The organism is Paenibacillus sp. NRS-1760 (genome assembly GCF_050467785.1).
Lineage (GTDB): Bacteria > Bacillota > Bacilli > Paenibacillales > Paenibacillaceae > Pristimantibacillus.
Window position 1 is genome coordinate 461,535 of the sequence record NZ_JBITPK010000013.1, and the last position, 17,114, is coordinate 478,648.

Consider the following 17,114-nt stretch of genomic DNA (forward strand, 5'->3'; position numbering starts at 1 on the left):
GAATAGCCCCATTCTCCATAGGAGAATGGGGCTATTCATGTTATTTATTGCGAAGCATCATCGTCCACAAATCAGAGCTTTCATAACCGAGGCGCCAAGCTGCAACGCCAGCCAAATCGTAAGTTTTGGCTATATCGATACGAGCTTTGACCGTGTTTTCGGTTTCAGCCCAGAATAAATAGGTGAAGCCGTCTTTGGTATACTTATATTTCATCTGTCCAGATTCCGGGTCCATCTCACCTTGAGCGTTCGTATCTGCAATAAGCTTAGGAATTTCCTTCATGAAGATAGCGCGGTTGCTGACTAGCTTATTCGTGCTGTCAAGCTTCCATTCTCGTACGTAAAAAGGAATGCCTAGCATAAGTTTGTTACGCGGAATGCCATAGCTCAAAAATTGCTTAACGCCTTCTTCAACCCAGTTGAGGCCAGCAACAGAACCAGGCACCTCGCTTCCTTTCCAATGCTCATCATAAGCCATAATGATAATCGTATCGACGACTGCTGATAGAGCGGTATGGTCGTAAGCGGTTCTATCATTCCAGCTTAAGCTGCCGCGTGGCAAATCGATAGATATTTGCATACCTTTGTCATGCACGGCTTTAGAAAGTGCTGTAACAAAGACGGTATAGGCAGCCCGATCCGTTCCAGCGACCTCTTCGAAATCAAGATTGATGCCTGCAACACCGAGCTGAGTAAGCTTCGCTACAAGCGCCTTAATGAATGTTTGCTGGGCGGTGTTGTTCTTTAAAAATTCCGTCGTCATTTTTTTGTTAAATTGATTATGAACGAGCGGCATTACTTTAATTCCTTGTTCTTTGAAAGTGTCTACGACTACTTGATCTGAAGTGTCGATCATTGATCCATCCGCAGCGGAGAGCTCAAACCAAGTAGGGGAGTCAATCGACAATCCTTGCGTATTAGCGACATGGCTGATAATCGTTGCACTTGTAGCACTGCCATTCCATCCCATATAAACTAGGCTTTTGGTATTGCTGAAAATTTTACGGCCTTCGCTCGTTTGAACGGTACTGTTCGCAAAACCCTTCGCATACGCAATTGCACCGGTCTTTGTATTAAAGGCTCTTAATTTCTTGTCGCCTTGATAAACGGCTAAATAAGGAATACCGGACCAGTATACTTTCTCATTAAAGGTAACTTCTGCATTTGGTGTTTTTTTCGCAAGCTGTACAGCCCCATCTAAGCTAATAGAAGAGCCGACCACGGCACCATTTTGTTTTACTAAATAAGCAGGAACATTCGAATGAACGATCATACTCGTTGCTGTATTTAATACCTGACTGCCAGAAATGGAGTATGAGGCATTCATAGCATCGAGAAGGTAGGAGTAAAGCGGTAACTCTTCTACAGGTGCCCCATCCACAGTAATCTGATAGACGGGTGCAGCAGCGCGCTGTGCTTTAGTTTGTGCAGCTGTCTGGTTTCCCCAAACCCATTTGTTCGTTGTTAAGTCGATTACATGGGCATTTCCCCATTTTTTGGCTTCCTGCTTAGCGGCAGCAAGTGTAAGGAAGGACCAATTGTCACGAGTGTTGTCGCCTTGATAAAGCTTGAACTTGGCGTAGGATTGATAACTCCAGCCAATGTTTTCAAGATCACGGATATGTACGTTAGTTAGGTTTTTAGCAACAGATAATGCTTGATTGTAAGTGCTAAACTCCCATTTTGGGAGAGTTTGACCGTTCTGATAAACCTTGTAACGAGGGAAGTTATCCCATACCCAAGCACGATCGGCAATTTTCTCGACATGACTGTAACCGAATTTCCCGGCATAGGAAATCGCTTGCGCTTCCGTAGTGAACTCACGGAGCATTTGGTCATTTTGATAAACACGGAATTTTGTCATTTGATTTGCTGCAGCATCTGCAATGCCTGCCGTTGCTGTCATGATTGTTTGGCAAAAGAAAAGCAAAAGCAGTGCTGTACTCATTTTTTTTCTCATAGATTTGTCATATACACTCCTCTCTAGTCTAATGATTAGACGCAGGGAGGACGAGGATGTTGCTGGAAATCTATTAATATTTCTCTAGTAATTATTGGTAGAGCATTTTTTGGCACAAAAAAAAGCATCCGTTAACTGCTTATCCGTAAGATAATGCAAGCTATTGGATGCTTTTTTTAAGCTAATCGGAAATGTCTGCCCAAAATTCTTCATCTGCATCCAACGTAATGTTGGAGCGGAAAACGCGCCGATTATATTGTGTGAACATATATTGCTCGATAGCCTCGAGGATATTCGCTTCAATGATGTACTGGCTGCGGCCCTTCACCCAAACCTCGGCCGTATACCCATACTCTTCTTCCCATGAGAGCTGCACTTCCACATCGGTAGGGTTAACTCCCCGTCGTTCAGACATATGAAGGCAGATAGCGTTTATAATCTCATCTGTATAGATGCGCACGATTAGTAGGGTCTCCGTTGATCTGGCGGGTTACGCTTGCTGCGTAGATATACGAATGCTACACGTATGAGCATAATGATGGCGAAAATAGCCATTAAATTAATCATTAGACCAAGAATATTACCGAATGCGCCCATGCCCGCGAACAAACCGCCGAACATCAAGCCTGCCAAACCGCCAATCATTAGGCCTTTCATCAAGCTGCCGCCGCTAAAAAATCCAGGTTTTGTAGCGCCAGTAGTTGCTCCAGCTTTCTTGCCTGGATTCGATTGATTAACGTTATCCGATTTCTTAGGGTTTTGCGTAACGCTTTGTTTCGGAGATTTCATTCCGCCTCGTGGTTTTGCATCGGCATACTGTCCGAAACCTAGTGTGATGAATAGTGTGAGTGCCAGCATGACCATGAATCCCTTTTTCATCTGTGTTTTCTCCTCCTGATATCTTTAATACATTCTTTACAAACATAGATAATATACGGCTAATAGACAAGATGGTTTCATTTATTTCTATAGGATTGGTTTAAATGTATGAAAGTATAAGCGACATATGCTAATATTTTTATTATTAATGAAACGATGGATTCGATTGGAACAAGTCATTTGGAGGTTTTTATGATTTCTTTTCCGAAAGCGTATATTGCTTATTTAGTGGAGTTCCATGCATCCAGAGATTATTTCGAATGTCACGAGCTTCTGGAGGAGTACTGGAAAGAGAATCCCAGTGATCGATTTGCAGATACTTGGGTTGGACTTATTCAGCTGGCTGTTGGCCTCTATCATGAGCGCAGAGGCAATGTTCGCGGCGCAGTCAAAATGCTAATGCAAGCAGATCGCAGACTGTCTGCAGCCCCGCTTGATGAGCTTGGTTTAGGTAAGAACAGCTTACAGATGCAAATAAGTGTAAGATTAGCTTATTTGCAGGCAGAGGACGAAACTCCCTATACAGATATTAATTTGCAAATTGTAAACGAAGACGTCGTTTTATTGTGTAAGCAGATGTGTGATCAAAGAGGATTGATTTGGGGAGCTACGAGCCCATTAGATGATGATGCAATCATTCACAGGCATTCAAAAAGAGACAGATCTGATGTGATAGCAGCTAGGCTTGCAGCTTATGAAGCAAAAAAACGGGAACGTAGCGGTATGATTGATTAACCGCTGTGTTCCCGTTTTGTTTGATTACGATTGAGATGTTGCAGCGTCTACAAGCTCTAGTTCACCAGTTTCGGAATCAATAATCAATCCATGAACTAAAATATTGGCAGGCAGCAGGGGGTGATTGCGGATGATGCTTACACTGTTTAGAACACTGTCTCTGACGTTGTCGAAGCCAGTCAGCCAGCGCATCAGATTAAGGCCTGAATGCTTTAAGGTTGTAATCGTCTCATTGGAAACTCCACGCTCTTCCATATGCTGAATGATGAGTTCAGGGTTGAGACCAGTCATTCCGCAATTGCTATGCCCGATGACAAATACTTCGTCGGCTTGCAGCTCATATAATGCGACAAGGACACTACGCATAATATTGCCAAAAGGCTGTGTCACGATAGCACCAGCGTTTTTAATGATTTTGGCATCGCCATTTTTGAGATTCATAGCTTTCGGTAGCATTTCTGTCAGCCTTGTATCCATACAAGTAACGATAACCATTCTTTTGTTTGGATATTTGCTCGTGGAATATTTCTCGTATTTCCGGTTCTCAACAAATTCTTTATTGTAATTTAAAATTTCATCAATTTTGTTCATGCTGCTCCTCCGCTTAGAAAACGAAGGTTTACCGTATAGATTTGGCTGTCGCTCTTGAGGCTAAAGCTGCTTCGTTCCTCATTGTAATCAACACGCAGCTGGGGTTCATAATATATTTCATGGCGAGGTTCATAATAGAAGGGCAAAGGATCGCCTTGTGCGAGTTTGTCGTCCACCGTGGGCTCACTAATCAACTGAAGGGCAGGAACGCCGCTAACGACACAACCGCATCCTTCTGTATCATGAAGCAGTTTTAATTGGTTTTTCCCCTCTTTTAAATAAGGAGTTAACCGATCAGTAGCTGCTTTGGAAAAAATGATATGCATATGGTTTCCTCTCTTTCTATCTCTTGCACTGGATGTCTTGCAGGTTTAAGATGATTATAAGGATTGGAATAAGTAAGATCAAGTAAAGATCCCATGAATCATAATCAATGTAAAAACGAAGCAGGAAGGTGGAACAATGATGTCTACAAAACATACGGAAGCTCTGCAAAATTTCAGAGAAACCATACGCAAAATTTCGAGCTATGAGGAAGCACTCGGAGTTCTATATTGGGATTTGCGCACAGGCGCTCCGCGCAAAGGAATGGATAATCGCTCAGAAGTCATTGGCGTGTTATCCGGCGATCATTTTAAGCTCGCTACATCACCTGAACTAGGAGAAAATCTGTCCACACTGGAGGATCGTTCTGTATACTCAGAGCTCAGTGAAATCGATCAGCGTTTAGTTGCGGAAACTCGCAAGGAGTACGATCGCAGCATCAAAATACCACCAAAGCTCTATCAAGAATATGTGGTGTTATCCTCGCAATCCGAAAGCAAATGGGAAGAAGCGAAGGAAAACAATGATTATGCAAGCTTCCAGCCCTATTTGGAGAAGGTCATTTCCTATACAAATCAATTTATTGACCTTTGGGGACCGAAAGAGACTCGTTATGATACGCTTCTTGATCAATATGAACCGGGCATGACCGTTGCTGAACTTGACCGAGTGTTTGGCGGTTTACGCGAGCAGCTCGTACCACTAGCAGCAGCGATCGCTAACTCGCCGCATCAGCCAGATACATCATTTCTGAAGCAAAACTATGATAAATCGTCTCAAAAAGCATTTAGTCTATACATATTGGAGCAAATGGGCTACAACTTTGAAGCAGGCAGGCTCGATGAGAGCGCTCATCCATTCGCTACAGGACTTAATCCCGGTGATGTTCGAATTACGACAAGATATTTGGAGGACGATGTAACGAGCGCATTGTTCGGTACAATTCATGAAGGCGGTCATGCGCTTTATGAGCAAAATATTATGGAAGAGCTTATCGGCACAACGCTTTGCACCGGAACTTCCATGGGGATTCACGAATCGCAATCCCGCTTCTGGGAAAATGTCATTGGCCGGAGCAGACCTTTCTGGAATCGTTATTTCGGCGAGCTTCAACAACGTTTTCCTGGCCAGCTCGATGTGAGTGTTGATCAATTTTATCGTGGGAATAATGTTGTGCAGCCATCGCTAGTTAGAATAGAAGCAGATGAGCTGACTTATAATCTGCATATCATTATCCGCTATGAGATCGAGAAGCTTATATTTAATGGCGGCGCGAAAGCTGCAGATCTTCCAGCTATCTGGAATGAAAAATACAAAGAGTATTTAGGCGTGACTCCGCAAAATGATGCAGAAGGTGTTCTCCAAGATGTTCACTGGTCAGGTGGAGCTTTTGGTTATTTCCCTTCCTATTCACTTGGAAATATGTATGCGGCACAAATCGCAGATACGATGGAGCGTGATCTGCAAGGTTTCTGGGGCAGTGTAGAAAAAGGGAATTTACTGCCGATTAAGCAATGGCTTAGCGAGCGAATTTACAAATACGGCAAGCTGAGAACGCCTTCTGAGCTTATCCAGAGCGTTACTGGCAAACCGCTTGATCCACAGCATTTGGTTGCTTATTTAACGAAAAAATATACAGACATCTACAAGCTGTAATATATAGCTAAATTTACTAACAAGATGAGAAGGCTGTCCAATCGTCCAATGACGATAATGGGCAGCCTTCTTTTTGTGCATGTATTCACCGCCCTTCGCTAAAGCGCATAGGCTGAAGTACATTTATTAAACGCATAGTTGCAGAAGGGACTCAAAAATGAAAAAACGAATGGTATTGACGATGCTGCTCGCCGCAGTGCTAGTCATGACAAGTGTACTGGCTGGATGCGGGAAAGGCGATTCAGGCAATGTGAAGATTCGTATCGGCGAAGTAACGCGCTCATTATTTTATGCACCAGAATACGTAGCTGTCGCAAAAGGCTTCTTTAAAGAGGAAGGCCTCGATGTGGAATTAACGACTACGCCGGGCGGTGACAAAACGATGACGGCATTGCTCTCGAATGCGATCGACGTTGCATTGGTGGGATCGGAAACGTCCATTTATGTGTATCAGCAGGGGACGGATGATCCGATCATTAACTTTGCCCAATTGACTCAAACCGATGGTACTTTCCTTGTAGCTAGAGAGGCTGATGCAAACTTCGATTGGAACAATTTAAAAGGCAAAGTATTCCTTGGCCAAAGAAAAGGCGGAATGCCGCAGATGGCCGGCGAGTTTGCGCTAAAGAAGCTTGGCATCGATCCGAAAGCGGATTTGGAGCTGATTCAAAACGTTGATTTTGCAAACATACCTGCAGCCTTCGCATCGGGTACTGGCGATTATGTCCAGCTATTTGAACCGACAGCTTCGATTTTTGAGAAAGAAGGCAAGGGGCATGTGGTCGCATCATTTGGTGAGGAAAGCGGTCACCTTCCTTACACGGTGTTTATGGCTAAGAAAAGCTATATCAACAAAAACAAAAAAGCTATTCAATCGTTCACGAACGCTGTTCATAAAGCGCAGCTCTGGGTTAAAGACAACAATGCAGAAGCAATTGCCGATGTTGTGCTACCATATTTTGAAAATGTGGATCGCGATATTCTTATCAGCTCCATTGACCGTTACAAAAAACAAGGCTCGTTCGCTACAGATCCAATCATTGATGAAGGGGAATGGAACAACCTTCTTGACGTTATTACGAGCGCGGGAGAACTTCAGAAGCGTACCGAGCATAGTGAAATTGTAGATACTAGCTTTGCCGAAAAAGCAATCGAAGCAGTGAAATAACTGCCGGCATGAAATGGAGGCTTAGGCATGATGGATGTACCCGTGCTTGAGCTGCAGCAATTATCACATGTATATGTGAATGAAAAAGGAGCCTCCCTCGCGGTCGAACAAATTGAGCTGACGGTTAACCGCGGGGAGTTTATCAGCTTGGTTGGTCCTAGCGGCTGCGGCAAGACGACGGTGCTTAGTCTGTTAGCCGGCTTGTTTCCACCGACTAAGGGGCAAGTACTGCTAAATGGTGAGCGGGTTGTGGGACCTTCGCCCAAGGTAGGCTACATGCTGCAGCAAGATTATTTATTTCCATGGCGTTCTATCAAAGAAAATGCCGCAATTGGACTTGAAATAAGCGGACGCAAATCAGAAAAGGCGCTTCAAGCGGTAGATGAGCTGTTAGTTGAGCTTGGGCTGCCGGAATCCGGGCGCAAATACCCTCATGAGCTATCAGGCGGAATGAGGCAGCGAGTCGCACTTGCAAGAACTTTAGCTACAGAGCCGGAAGTGCTTCTGCTCGATGAGCCTTTCTCAGCACTTGATTTGCATATCAAGCTCCAACTCGAGGACTTGGTTCATCAGACATTAAAGAGACTTGGCAAAACAGCGGTTCTCGTCACACATGATCTGGCAGAAGCTGCTGCAATGAGTGACCGTGTTATCGTGCTAGGCAGAAACCCCGGACATATTCGATGTGAAGTGGAAATACCGGAAGAGATTCGTCAAGCAACCCCGATGGCGGCTCGCAAGCTCCCAGACTTTCAACAATTGTTTGATCGCTTATGGGAGGAGCTTGATGAGGACGACATGGAAGGGGGTGGAAATGGTGGATGAACGAAGCGGGCAGGATATATTGAATAAAGACAAAACAGGTAAAGCTGGTGTATCGGGTATTCAAGAGGATCGCCTGAATTGGATGGGCGAGCTGCACACTCGGTTCAAGGAACACAAACGGCGTATTACAGCTGCGGTCATCACAACACAGTTTGTGCTGCTGCTCCTGTTTATCGGTCTATGGGAAGCAGCTGGGCGCAAAAATTGGATTGATCCCTTGCTGTTCAGCTATCCCTCCAAGATGTTTCTACAGCTTTGGAAGACGATGGCGGACGGCTCCATATGGCCCCATGTTGGCATGACCGTGACAGAAACCGTCGTAGGTTTCTTGCTTGGTACGATTTTAGGCACTGCGATTGCCGCTTTGCTATGGTGGTTCCCATTTCTATCTCGTGTATTCGATCCTTATTTGGTCGTCCTCAATAGTATGCCAAAAGTGGCGCTTGGACCTATTTTTATCGTCGGACTTGGACCAGGCTTTATGTCGATCGTTGCTATTACGCTATCGATAACTGTCATTATAACGATTTTGAACATTTATAATCGATTTCGTGAGATTGACACTGGTTATATTAAGGTGGTAAGGCTGTTTGGTGCTTCCAGACTGCAATTGTTTAAGCTAGTAATTTTGCCGGGTTCTTTTCCTGTCATTATTTCAACGTTGAAAGTTAATGTCGGGCTAGCGTGGATCGGCGTCATCGTTGGTGAGTTTCTCGTCGCAAAGCTAGGTTTAGGTTATTTAATCATATATGGCTTCCAAGTATTCAATTTCACATTAGTGCTATCAAGCTTGATTGTGATCGCTGTTGTCGCTACGGTTATGTATCAGTTAGTTGCAATGCTGGAGAGAAAGTTGACTGAGGGTTGGCGCGAGCGTTAGGATGTAGAAATAAATCCTACTTAACGCGAGGTTATTTCATGGGCATTCGTATTATCAAAACGGCGTTGGCCGCCATTGCAGCCATTTATACCGCAGTCTATCTCGGATTGGAGCCGCCGCTTGGCGCCGGCATTCTTGCCATACTTGGCGTTGAAGTGACGAGGATGAAGGGGATTAAGAGCGCATTTGTGCGATTTATCGCTTCTGTGCTCGGACTTTTTTTTGCTTCGCTAATCTTTACTGTATTTGGTTTTCACATTTGGGCAGTTGCTATATTCATTCTCATTACTTTTCCAATATTGTCGCGCTTCCAATTGAAGGATGGCATCGTTACAAGCTCGGTTATCGTATTCCACCTTTTCAATCGGGCAGAGGTGACAACCGATATTATTGGAAATGAAATTATGCTATTATTTGCAGGTTTGGGATGGGCAACCATCGTGAACATCATTTATATGCCTAAGGATGAGCATCAACTTAGCTTCTTTCGTTCTTCAATTGAGCAAAACTTTGCCGTCATCTTTCAAGAAATGTCGCTGACGCTGCGAGACCCATCGCATATATGGAACGGCGGCGAAATTTTGGAAGCCTATAACGCGATTGAGGAAGGAGCCCAGCGCTCCGTTCGCAATCGCGAAAATCGGCTTTGGGGCCAAGAGCAATATTGGTCCACTTATTTTGAAATGAGACGTCAGCAGCTCGAATCCATCCAGCAAATGATGGTTAAGCTTGCTTTCGTATATGAAAAGTTTCCTCAAGCGATTATGATCGCAGATTTGTTTGATCAGCTGTCTAGCGATGTGAAATCAGATGTTTATAAAGGCAGCGTTGGAGAGCGGCTGCTAGAGCTGTCTCGATTATTTCAAGCGATGGAGCTGCCAAAAACAAGAGATGAGTTCGAGGTTCGCGCTTCGCTACTCATGCTTTTAAGGGAGCTTGAACGGTATTTAGGCATCGCGAAGCGATTAAAAAAAAGAAAAGTCATGACGTCCGAACTTCGACCATAGAATGTAAAGGGAAAAATTCGTTGCGAGGCAAGCGTAAATAGCTGTGGCGACATTCGTAGACATAGCTATTGTACCGCCTAGAAATTCAAGTGTGATTATGGCGTAATAAAGTAATTGCATGGATTTCTGGCGTATGCGGCTGTGGCGGCATTCGTAGACATAGCTATCGTATCACGTTGAAATACGAGTGGCTTATAGGTTTTAATCTATAGCCGCTTGAATTTCAAGCGTAAACGGCTGTGGCGACATTGGCAAACCTAACTATCGTTTTGCGCACATATGCGAGCGTGATTGTAGAGATAAAAGCTATAATCGCATGCATATCAATCGCAAGCAGTTCTGCTAGCCATTTCGGCACAGCATACGTTTAGCTGAGAAATATAAGCATCGTTATAAGTGTGGCACTTATGTATTCTTATATTTCAAGCGTAACGGCTATTTCCGACGTCAGGCGGCTCTAGCATCCGTTCCGCAGTGATCTATATGGATCGCTATAAGTATAAAACTTATATAATCTTATATTTCGAGAAAATAAACAGTCACCCTAGACGAATGTCCTGCATACACTTTAAATGAATGATTGTATGGAGGAGGTTAAATCAATGACTATTGCAGATAAACAGCTACAATACAGAGAAATAATTACGAAAGCTGTCTGCGGCAAAGGTCGTAAGTTTTCCACTGTAACCCATACCGTAACGCCGCCTCATAATCCAACCAGTATTCTGGGAGCATGGATCATCAACCATCAGTATGAAGCGGTTCGTTCGGGCGACGGCATTGAGGTAATTGGTACTTACGATATCAACATTTGGTATTCGTACAGCAAAAACTCGCAAACAGACGTAGCTAAGGAATCCGTGCATTACGTCGAGCATGTCAATCTATCCTATGTAGACCCGAAACATCGGCCTTCTACGGTGGAAGTGTCAGCCGAGGTAGTTCAGGAGCCAAATTGTATCGAAGCGAATATTTCTTCGAACGGTTCTGGCGTCGTGATTCGTGTAGAGCGTGAGTTTTCGGTGGAGCTAGTCGCCGAGACTAAGGTTTGTGTAGCGGTTCTTCCAGGCGGTTGCGACGACCTGGACGGCAAGGATTTGGAATTCAGCCTCGGCGATAATGATTATGAGGATTTGGATCCAGATCTGCTGGACGATGAGTTGTAAGCAAGCCGGGAAGCTTTGCTGTCAAGGTATCATATGCTGCGCGAGCGGCAAATTCGAGGGCGAAAGCCCTCTTTTTTTTTGAAATGATAAAAAAAGCGAAAATTTATGTATACATCCCTTGTTTAAAGGCGGGAAAGCAATGGCTTCGACGTGGATATGGCGGGGCAGCTACGATCGGCTGGAGAAAATTACATACGATGCCAACGAGCAGCATACCTCAGGCGAGCGCAATGGGCAGCCGCTGCATGCCGAGCACTGGTCAACAGTGAGAGCAGGGGATGCTGTGCTCGCATGGTCAGACGCCCGCACAATCGATAGCAGCCGTTTCACAGGGATGTGGATTCTTAATGTCAACGGTCACATTGCCACAAATTTGCTTGATTCGGAGAAACAGCGCATTTGGCGCCAAGCTGGCTTGTGCGGCGGTCCTGCGATTCAGAGTGAACGATTGTACCGTATCAGCGTCGTCCATTTGGAGCCCGTCGAAATGCTGAGAATTGATGCATCGGGGAAAGTGATGCAAATTAAGTCTTTGCTGCCAATCAGCGGCGGTTGGCCTGATGATCCAGCGCTGCGAAGAGTGGCGCGTACCGCTGTAGCGGCACTCTATGCGCTTGGCCTCGATATTGGCGAGGCCGAGGTGTGGCTTGGCGGGGACGGGCGCACAGCCGTCCGCGATGCATGGCCGAAGCTGAGGGACACGAGGCTGGAGGCCGCTTCGCTTAGGCGATTCGCCGCGTGGCATGCCGCGGCGAGAGCGGAGACTGTGGATCGGCAGCTGCTTATTGGCGCCGATCCGGAGTTTGTGCTTGTGACGCCAGCGGGAAAGATCGCGTCGGCGTCACGGTTTTTTGGAGCTGGCGTCGGCGGGGCAGCCGGTGCCGACGCCTTGCTCGTAGGGCGACGGCTGCTGTATCCCGTCGCCGAGCTGCGGCCAGAGCCGGCCGATAGCCCGGCCGCGCTCGCCGCGAATGTGCGGCGGCTGCTGCTGCGCGCCGCCGATCGCATAAGCGACCCGGCGCTGCGCTGGGCCGCTGGAGCTATGCCCGTGCCGGGGCTTGCGCTCGGCGGGCACATTCATCTTAGCGGAGCGCCGCTGACGAGTCGATTGCTCCGCTTGCTGGACAGCTACGCGGCATTCCCGCTCGCCCTTGTAGAAGACCCCGCAGGGCGGGCCCGCCGTCCAAGGTATGGAACCCTTGGAGACTTCCGTCTGCAGCCGCATGGCGGGTTCGAATACCGCACGCTGCCGAGCTGGCTTGTATCGCCTGCGGCAGCCAAAGCCTCTTTCGCGCTCGCGCTTATATGCGCCCGCGAAGAACAAAATCTATCCTACATGCCGTCCCTACAGGAGCGTTATGTAGCAGCATATTATTCCGGCGACCGCGCAGAACTAGCGATCTGCTTGGATGGCCTCGCTTCAGCACTCTCGGCCACAGCAAGCTACTCTGAGCTCTCACCATACATCGAGCCATTGTTTGTTGCCGCAAGAAAAAGAAAGACCTGGGATGAAAGCTCAGATATACGCGTCAAATGGAGACTGCCAATAAGAAGATAAGCGTTGTGAAGTGGCATCTGTAAGTCGCTATTGTTTGAGTTATTACTTCTGAGTGTGTTAATTAACTCGGTACACGCTGCACTTCTCTTTTATTATGTTTTATTTACTGTTGCTGCAAGAAGATGTGCAAAACAGGAGTTGAGCTCCATATTGAACAGAGTATGGAGCGAATGTGTCGAATTTCGATAACATTGGTATATTAATAACGGACATACGATCCGCTATTTTGGAGAATCGTGCACATATTTGTACCTAACGGACATACATTCCGCTATTTGAGCAAAAGGGAGCTAAAAACTAGCTCCAGGAGCCAAATAAGGGATTCTATGTCCGTTAGTAATGTGTAAACAGCCCAAATGAGCATAATAACGTATCTGATGTCCGTTACCTCATCGCATATGTCACCGCACACCTCCTAATGGACATACGATCCGCTAATTTCTATAATCAAGCACATATTTGAACCTAACGGACATACATTCCTCTATTTGCGCAAAAGAGAGTTAAAAACTAGCTCTTGGAGCCAAATAAGGGATTCTATGTCCGTAAGTAATGCTTAAATAGCCAAACTGAGCATAATAACGTATCTGATGTCCGTGAGTTCATCGCAAAAGCCACCGCACACCTTCTAACGGACACACGATCCGCTATTTTAGAGAATCGGGCACATATTTGAATCTAACGGACATACATTCCGCTATTTGAGCAAAAGGGAGCTATAAACTAGCTCGAGGAGCAAAATAAGGGATTCTATGTCCGTTAGTAATGTGTAAACAGCCAAAATGAGCATAATAACGTATCTGATGTCCGTTATCTCATCGCAAAAGTTACCGCACACTACCTAACGGACATACGATCCGCTATTTTGGAGAATCGGGTGCATATTTGAACCTAACGGACATACATTCCGCTATTTGAGCAAAAGGGAGCTAAAAACTAGCTCGAAAAGCCAAATAAGGGATTCTATGTCCGTTAGTAATGCATAAACAGGCAAAATGAGCATAATAACGTATCTGATGTCCGTTATCTCATCGCAAAAGTCACCGCACACCTTCTAACGGACATACGATCCGCTATTTTAGAGAATCGGGCACATATTTGAATCTAACGGACATACATTCCGCTATTTGAGCAAAAGGGAGCTATAAACTAGCTCGAGGAGCCAAATAAGGGATTCTATGTCCGTTAGTAATGCATAAACAGGCAAAATGAGCATAATAGCGTATCTAGTGTCCGTTAAACCTTCGTCTTTCTCCCATTTCACAAGGTACCTCATCTCCACGCAATCACAAATTTTTAGCATTCCTCTCTGAAGCCAGCTAACAAAAACAATGCTACTGGTAACCATCAGAAAACACAGCTCCCATGAAGTCACATGTTTAACTAGCTCCCAGGAGTTAACTCCAAAAACCCCAAAAACCCCAAAAACCCCAAAAACCCCAAAAACCCCGTACCCCCCTCCAAACCCCCTCACACAAAACAAACAAAACCACGCACAACCCGTTTCACTTATGGCGCACATCTGTTCCGCTTGTTATAATGAATATCTACTGTTTACTGCATGGGCGCAAAAGGATTAAATCATCGCACGCATGTAATTAACGATATTAATTATTTGAACATATACGGAGCAGCATGCTGCCTACGTTTTTGAGGAGGATCGGAATGGCTGGATATACTCCAATGATTTTGCAATACCTAGCTATCAAAGAAGAGGCAAAAGACGCTTTTTTATTTTTTCGATTAGGCGATTTTTATGAAATGTTTTTTGATGATGCAATAGCCGCTTCGCGCGAGTTGGAAATTACGCTGACAGGCCGAGAGGGCGGCGGCGAGCAAAAAATACCGATGTGCGGTGTACCTTATCATTCCGCTGAAAATTATATTAGCAGACTAGTGGACAAAGGCTACAAAGTAGCCATCTGCGAGCAGGTCGAAGATCCGGCAGCGGCAAAAGGCGTTGTCCGCCGCGAAATTGTTCGGATCATTACACCCGGTACCGTTATGGAATCGAAGGCGCTTGACGGAAATACGAACAACTTTATTGCGGCGATCGTTCGCTCCCATGGCTTGTTCGGGCTTTCGGCTTGTGATTTATCGACAGGTGAGCTCTATGTAACCTCATTCCAAGAGCATGTCGAAGCACTCATTGATGAGATTAATGTTTACCAGCCATCGGAGCTGGTCGGAGACAAAGAACTGCTCGACCGTGTTCAAGCTGCAGCCGTCTGGAATAAGCAGCTGCTGCTAACTGCCCGCGAGCCCATGGATGCGGAGAAGCTTACTGAGCAGTTCGGAGAGCAGGAGCTTGCCAAAATATCTGGAGCACGGCTGCTGGCGGTTAGTGTACTTACGGGTTATTTGGACGAAACACAAAAACGTTCACTTGGTCATGTGCGTTCGATAACGAGCTATGAACCTAATCAATATATGATTTTGGATCACTATACACGTAGAAATTTGGAGTTAACCGAGACAGTTCGCGATCGTAACAAGAAGGGCTCGCTTTTATGGCTGCTTGATCGCACACAAACGTCAATGGGAGCGCGGCTTCTGCGCCGCTGGATCGACAAACCGTTATTAAACAGCGCTGCCGTTGAAGCTCGTTTGGATGCAGTGGAGACCTTATACCTTAATTTAATTTTGAGAGATGACATACGCTCAGAGCTTCAGCCTATTTACGATCTTGAACGGCTTGTCGGCAGAGTAGCTTTTGGCAGCGCAAATGGGCGCGATTTAAATGCACTTCGCAGCTCGCTTCGCCGCATTCCGCAGTTGACTGCTTTGTGTGAACAGTCTGGCTCAGAGGTCCTCAAAGCACTAGTGGACGGAACAGACAATTGCTCCGATTTAGCTGATCTGATTGAAACCGTGTTAGTCGACGATCCTCCAGTTACCATTAGAGAAGGCGGATTAATCCGTGCTGGCTATGATGATTATTTGGATCAGCTGCGCGAGGCAAGCACGAACGGAAAAAAATGGCTGGCTGAGCTCGAGCGTCAAGAGCGCGAGGCAACAGGCATTAAAAATTTAAAAATCGGCTATAACCGCATTTTTGGCTATTACTTAGAAGTTTCTAAAGCAAATTTATCAAGCTTGCCTGAAGGCAGATATGAGCGCAAGCAAACATTGGCTAACGCTGAGCGTTTCGTAACTCCTGAGCTCAAAGAGAAAGAGCGGCTGATTCTCGAAGCAGAGGATAAAATGGTCGATCTGGAGCATGAACGGTTCATCGAGCTGCGTGACCATTTGTCGCAACACCTTCATCGGCTGCAAAAGGCCGCTGCCATAATTGCTGAGCTTGATGTTTACCAATCGCTGGCGACGGTCAGCGCTGAACGTCGTTTTTCGCGTCCGCGCGTGACTGAGAATTATGATTTGCATATAGAGGATGGAAAACATCCAGTCGTAGAGGCGATGATGGATGGTACGCCATTTATTTCAAATGGTACCTCGCTCCATAAGGACGAGCAGTGGATGCTCCTGATCACAGGGCCTAATATGGCTGGTAAAAGCACATACATGCGACAAGTGGCACTCATTTGCATCATGGCTCAAATGGGTTGTTTTGTTCCTGCTAAGTCAGCAGTTATTCCGTTAATTGATCGCATTTTTACACGAATCGGTGCGGCGGACGATCTTATCGGCGGGCAAAGCACCTTCATGGTTGAGATGAAGGATATCCAGCTAATGACGGAGAAAGCAACGGCGAATAGCCTTGTAATCATTGATGAGCTGGGCAGAGGCACCTCAACGGGTGAAGGAATGGCAATTGCACAAGCAGTTATTGAGTACGTCCACCATCATATTGGATGCAAAGCACTGGTATCCACGCATTTCCATGAGCTGGCGCATCTCGAGGAATCTTTGCCATCTTTGACTAACGCACGTATGGCGGTTGAGGAAAGCGGCGATAATGTAACGTTTCTGCGAAAGCTGATTCCAGGTGCTGCAAGCACTAGTTACGGAATTTACTGTGCACAGCTTGCTGGACTGCCTCAATCGATCATTGGAAGAGCGTATGAGCTGCTTGATGAGACAATAGCGCACGAAGCTCCGAAAGCAACAGCTGGCATTGAAAGTGCTGTTTCTAGCAATCGTTTCACTTATCCAGTACCGGAGGACTCTTCAGTTTTTTCCAATACCAGCACTCGCAATGAGCGAGTTAAGGAAACTAGTTCAATGGTACAGCTTTCGATATTTGATGAGCCAGCAGCTGCTGTGGAAGCTGAGCCCGTGCGGAAGAAAGCGAGTCCGAAAGCGGAGCAGCTGGCTGATCAATTGCGCAAGCTCGATTTGTTTAATTTGACGCCAATGCAAGCTATGCAGTGGCTTAACGATATGAAATCGAAATTAAATGACTAG

At 45.9% G+C, this 17,114-nt stretch carries 14 protein-coding genes; 9 read left to right on the forward strand and 5 right to left on the reverse strand.

The annotated features are described in order from the left end of the window. Positions 1 to 40 precede the first annotated feature (40 nt). The 3 genes from ACIFSR_RS17680 to ACIFSR_RS17690 form a co-directional block, all read right to left on the reverse strand. Positions 41 to 1,948, reverse strand: a complete 1,908-nt coding sequence (locus ACIFSR_RS17680; RefSeq protein ID WP_430058797.1) for a glycosyl hydrolase family 18 protein — start codon at positions 1,946 to 1,948, stop codon at positions 41 to 43. A 193-nt stretch (positions 1,949 to 2,141) separates the two neighbouring features. Then, the gene (locus tag ACIFSR_RS17685; RefSeq protein ID WP_076265783.1) at positions 2,142 to 2,420 is read right to left on the reverse strand and encodes a YxcD family protein; all 279 of its coding nucleotides are present in this window, start codon (positions 2,418 to 2,420) and stop codon (positions 2,142 to 2,144) included. 2 nt (positions 2,421 to 2,422) lie between these two features. Next, entirely contained in the window at positions 2,423 to 2,839 is a 417-nt protein-coding gene (locus ACIFSR_RS17690) for a hypothetical protein (protein ID WP_430058800.1), read from the reverse strand. Positions 2,840 to 3,031: 192 nt separating this feature from the next. Here ACIFSR_RS17690 and ACIFSR_RS17695 point away from each other — a divergent pair, with 192 nt between their 5' ends. Continuing rightward, positions 3,032 to 3,574: a DUF309 domain-containing protein gene (locus tag ACIFSR_RS17695; RefSeq protein ID WP_430058803.1), complete on the forward strand. Its 543-nt coding sequence runs from the start codon at positions 3,032 to 3,034 to the stop codon at positions 3,572 to 3,574. A 24-nt stretch (positions 3,575 to 3,598) separates the two neighbouring features. Here ACIFSR_RS17695 and ACIFSR_RS17700 read toward each other — a convergent pair whose 3' ends face one another. Beyond that, positions 3,599 to 4,165, reverse strand: a complete 567-nt coding sequence (locus tag ACIFSR_RS17700; protein WP_339202734.1) for a beta-class carbonic anhydrase — start codon at positions 4,163 to 4,165, stop codon at positions 3,599 to 3,601. Next, positions 4,162 to 4,491, reverse strand: coding sequence for an iron-sulfur cluster biosynthesis family protein (locus ACIFSR_RS17705; RefSeq protein WP_076265787.1), 330 nt, complete (start codon positions 4,489 to 4,491; stop codon positions 4,162 to 4,164). The genes ACIFSR_RS17700 and ACIFSR_RS17705 overlap by 4 nt, the downstream gene beginning before the upstream one ends. Before the next feature lie 139 nt (positions 4,492 to 4,630). On the opposite strand from ACIFSR_RS17705, the gene ACIFSR_RS17710 reads away from it, so the two are divergent. The 8 genes from ACIFSR_RS17710 (at position 4,631) to mutS (ending at position 17,114) form a co-directional block, all read left to right on the forward strand. After that, positions 4,631 to 6,145 (forward strand): carboxypeptidase M32, encoded by a 1,515-nt coding sequence (locus ACIFSR_RS17710; RefSeq protein WP_339209632.1) that lies wholly within the window; start codon positions 4,631 to 4,633, stop codon positions 6,143 to 6,145. Between the two features lie 157 nt (positions 6,146 to 6,302). Next, positions 6,303 to 7,313, forward strand: coding sequence for an ABC transporter substrate-binding protein (locus ACIFSR_RS17715; RefSeq protein ID WP_430058807.1), 1,011 nt, complete (start codon positions 6,303 to 6,305; stop codon positions 7,311 to 7,313). Positions 7,314 to 7,340: 27 nt separating this feature from the next. After that, on the forward strand, positions 7,341 to 8,138 hold the full coding sequence (locus ACIFSR_RS17720; protein WP_076265790.1) for an ABC transporter ATP-binding protein: 798 nt from the start codon (positions 7,341 to 7,343) through the stop codon (positions 8,136 to 8,138). An 82-nt stretch (positions 8,139 to 8,220) separates the two neighbouring features. Beyond that, a complete protein-coding gene (locus tag ACIFSR_RS17725; RefSeq protein ID WP_339209630.1) occupies positions 8,221 to 9,018 on the forward strand; it encodes an ABC transporter permease in 798 nt (265 codons plus the stop codon). A gap of 38 nt (positions 9,019 to 9,056) precedes the next feature. Next, a complete protein-coding gene (locus tag ACIFSR_RS17730) occupies positions 9,057 to 10,025 on the forward strand; it encodes an aromatic acid exporter family protein (RefSeq protein ID WP_076265791.1) in 969 nt (322 codons plus the stop codon). A 602-nt stretch (positions 10,026 to 10,627) separates the two neighbouring features. After that, positions 10,628 to 11,191, forward strand: coding sequence for an outer spore coat protein CotE (locus ACIFSR_RS17735; RefSeq protein WP_076265792.1), 564 nt, complete (start codon positions 10,628 to 10,630; stop codon positions 11,189 to 11,191). 139 nt (positions 11,192 to 11,330) lie between these two features. Next, positions 11,331 to 12,749 carry a putative amidoligase domain-containing protein gene (locus ACIFSR_RS17740; RefSeq protein WP_430058811.1) on the forward strand — a complete coding sequence of 473 codons (1,419 nt, stop codon included), beginning with the start codon at positions 11,331 to 11,333 and terminating at the stop codon, positions 12,747 to 12,749. A 1,665-nt stretch (positions 12,750 to 14,414) separates the two neighbouring features. After that, positions 14,415 to 17,114 (forward strand): DNA mismatch repair protein MutS, encoded by a 2,700-nt coding sequence (gene mutS / locus ACIFSR_RS17745; protein ID WP_430058814.1) that lies wholly within the window; start codon positions 14,415 to 14,417, stop codon positions 17,112 to 17,114.

Coding starts and splice junctions, on each gene's coding strand:
- ACIFSR_RS17680 (WP_430058797.1), bottom strand. CDS start 1,948: ATGAGTACAGCACTGCTTTTGCTTTTCTTTTGCCAAACAATCATGACA.
- ACIFSR_RS17690 (WP_430058800.1), bottom strand. CDS start 2,839: ATGAAAAAGGGATTCATGGTCATGCTGGCACTCACACTATTCATCACA.
- ACIFSR_RS17695 (WP_430058803.1), top strand. CDS start 3,032: ATGATTTCTTTTCCGAAAGCGTATATTGCTTATTTAGTGGAGTTCCAT.
- ACIFSR_RS17700 (WP_339202734.1), bottom strand. CDS start 4,165: ATGAACAAAATTGATGAAATTTTAAATTACAATAAAGAATTTGTTGAG.
- ACIFSR_RS17705 (WP_076265787.1), bottom strand. CDS start 4,491: ATGCATATCATTTTTTCCAAAGCAGCTACTGATCGGTTAACTCCTTAT.
- ACIFSR_RS17710 (WP_339209632.1), top strand. CDS start 4,631: ATGTCTACAAAACATACGGAAGCTCTGCAAAATTTCAGAGAAACCATA.
- ACIFSR_RS17715 (WP_430058807.1), top strand. CDS start 6,303: ATGAAAAAACGAATGGTATTGACGATGCTGCTCGCCGCAGTGCTAGTC.
- ACIFSR_RS17720 (WP_076265790.1), top strand. CDS start 7,341: ATGATGGATGTACCCGTGCTTGAGCTGCAGCAATTATCACATGTATAT.
- ACIFSR_RS17725 (WP_339209630.1), top strand. CDS start 8,221: ATGGGCGAGCTGCACACTCGGTTCAAGGAACACAAACGGCGTATTACA.
- ACIFSR_RS17730 (WP_076265791.1), top strand. CDS start 9,057: ATGGGCATTCGTATTATCAAAACGGCGTTGGCCGCCATTGCAGCCATT.
- ACIFSR_RS17735 (WP_076265792.1), top strand. CDS start 10,628: ATGACTATTGCAGATAAACAGCTACAATACAGAGAAATAATTACGAAA.
- ACIFSR_RS17740 (WP_430058811.1), top strand. CDS start 11,331: ATGGCTTCGACGTGGATATGGCGGGGCAGCTACGATCGGCTGGAGAAA.
- mutS (WP_430058814.1), top strand. CDS start 14,415: ATGGCTGGATATACTCCAATGATTTTGCAATACCTAGCTATCAAAGAA.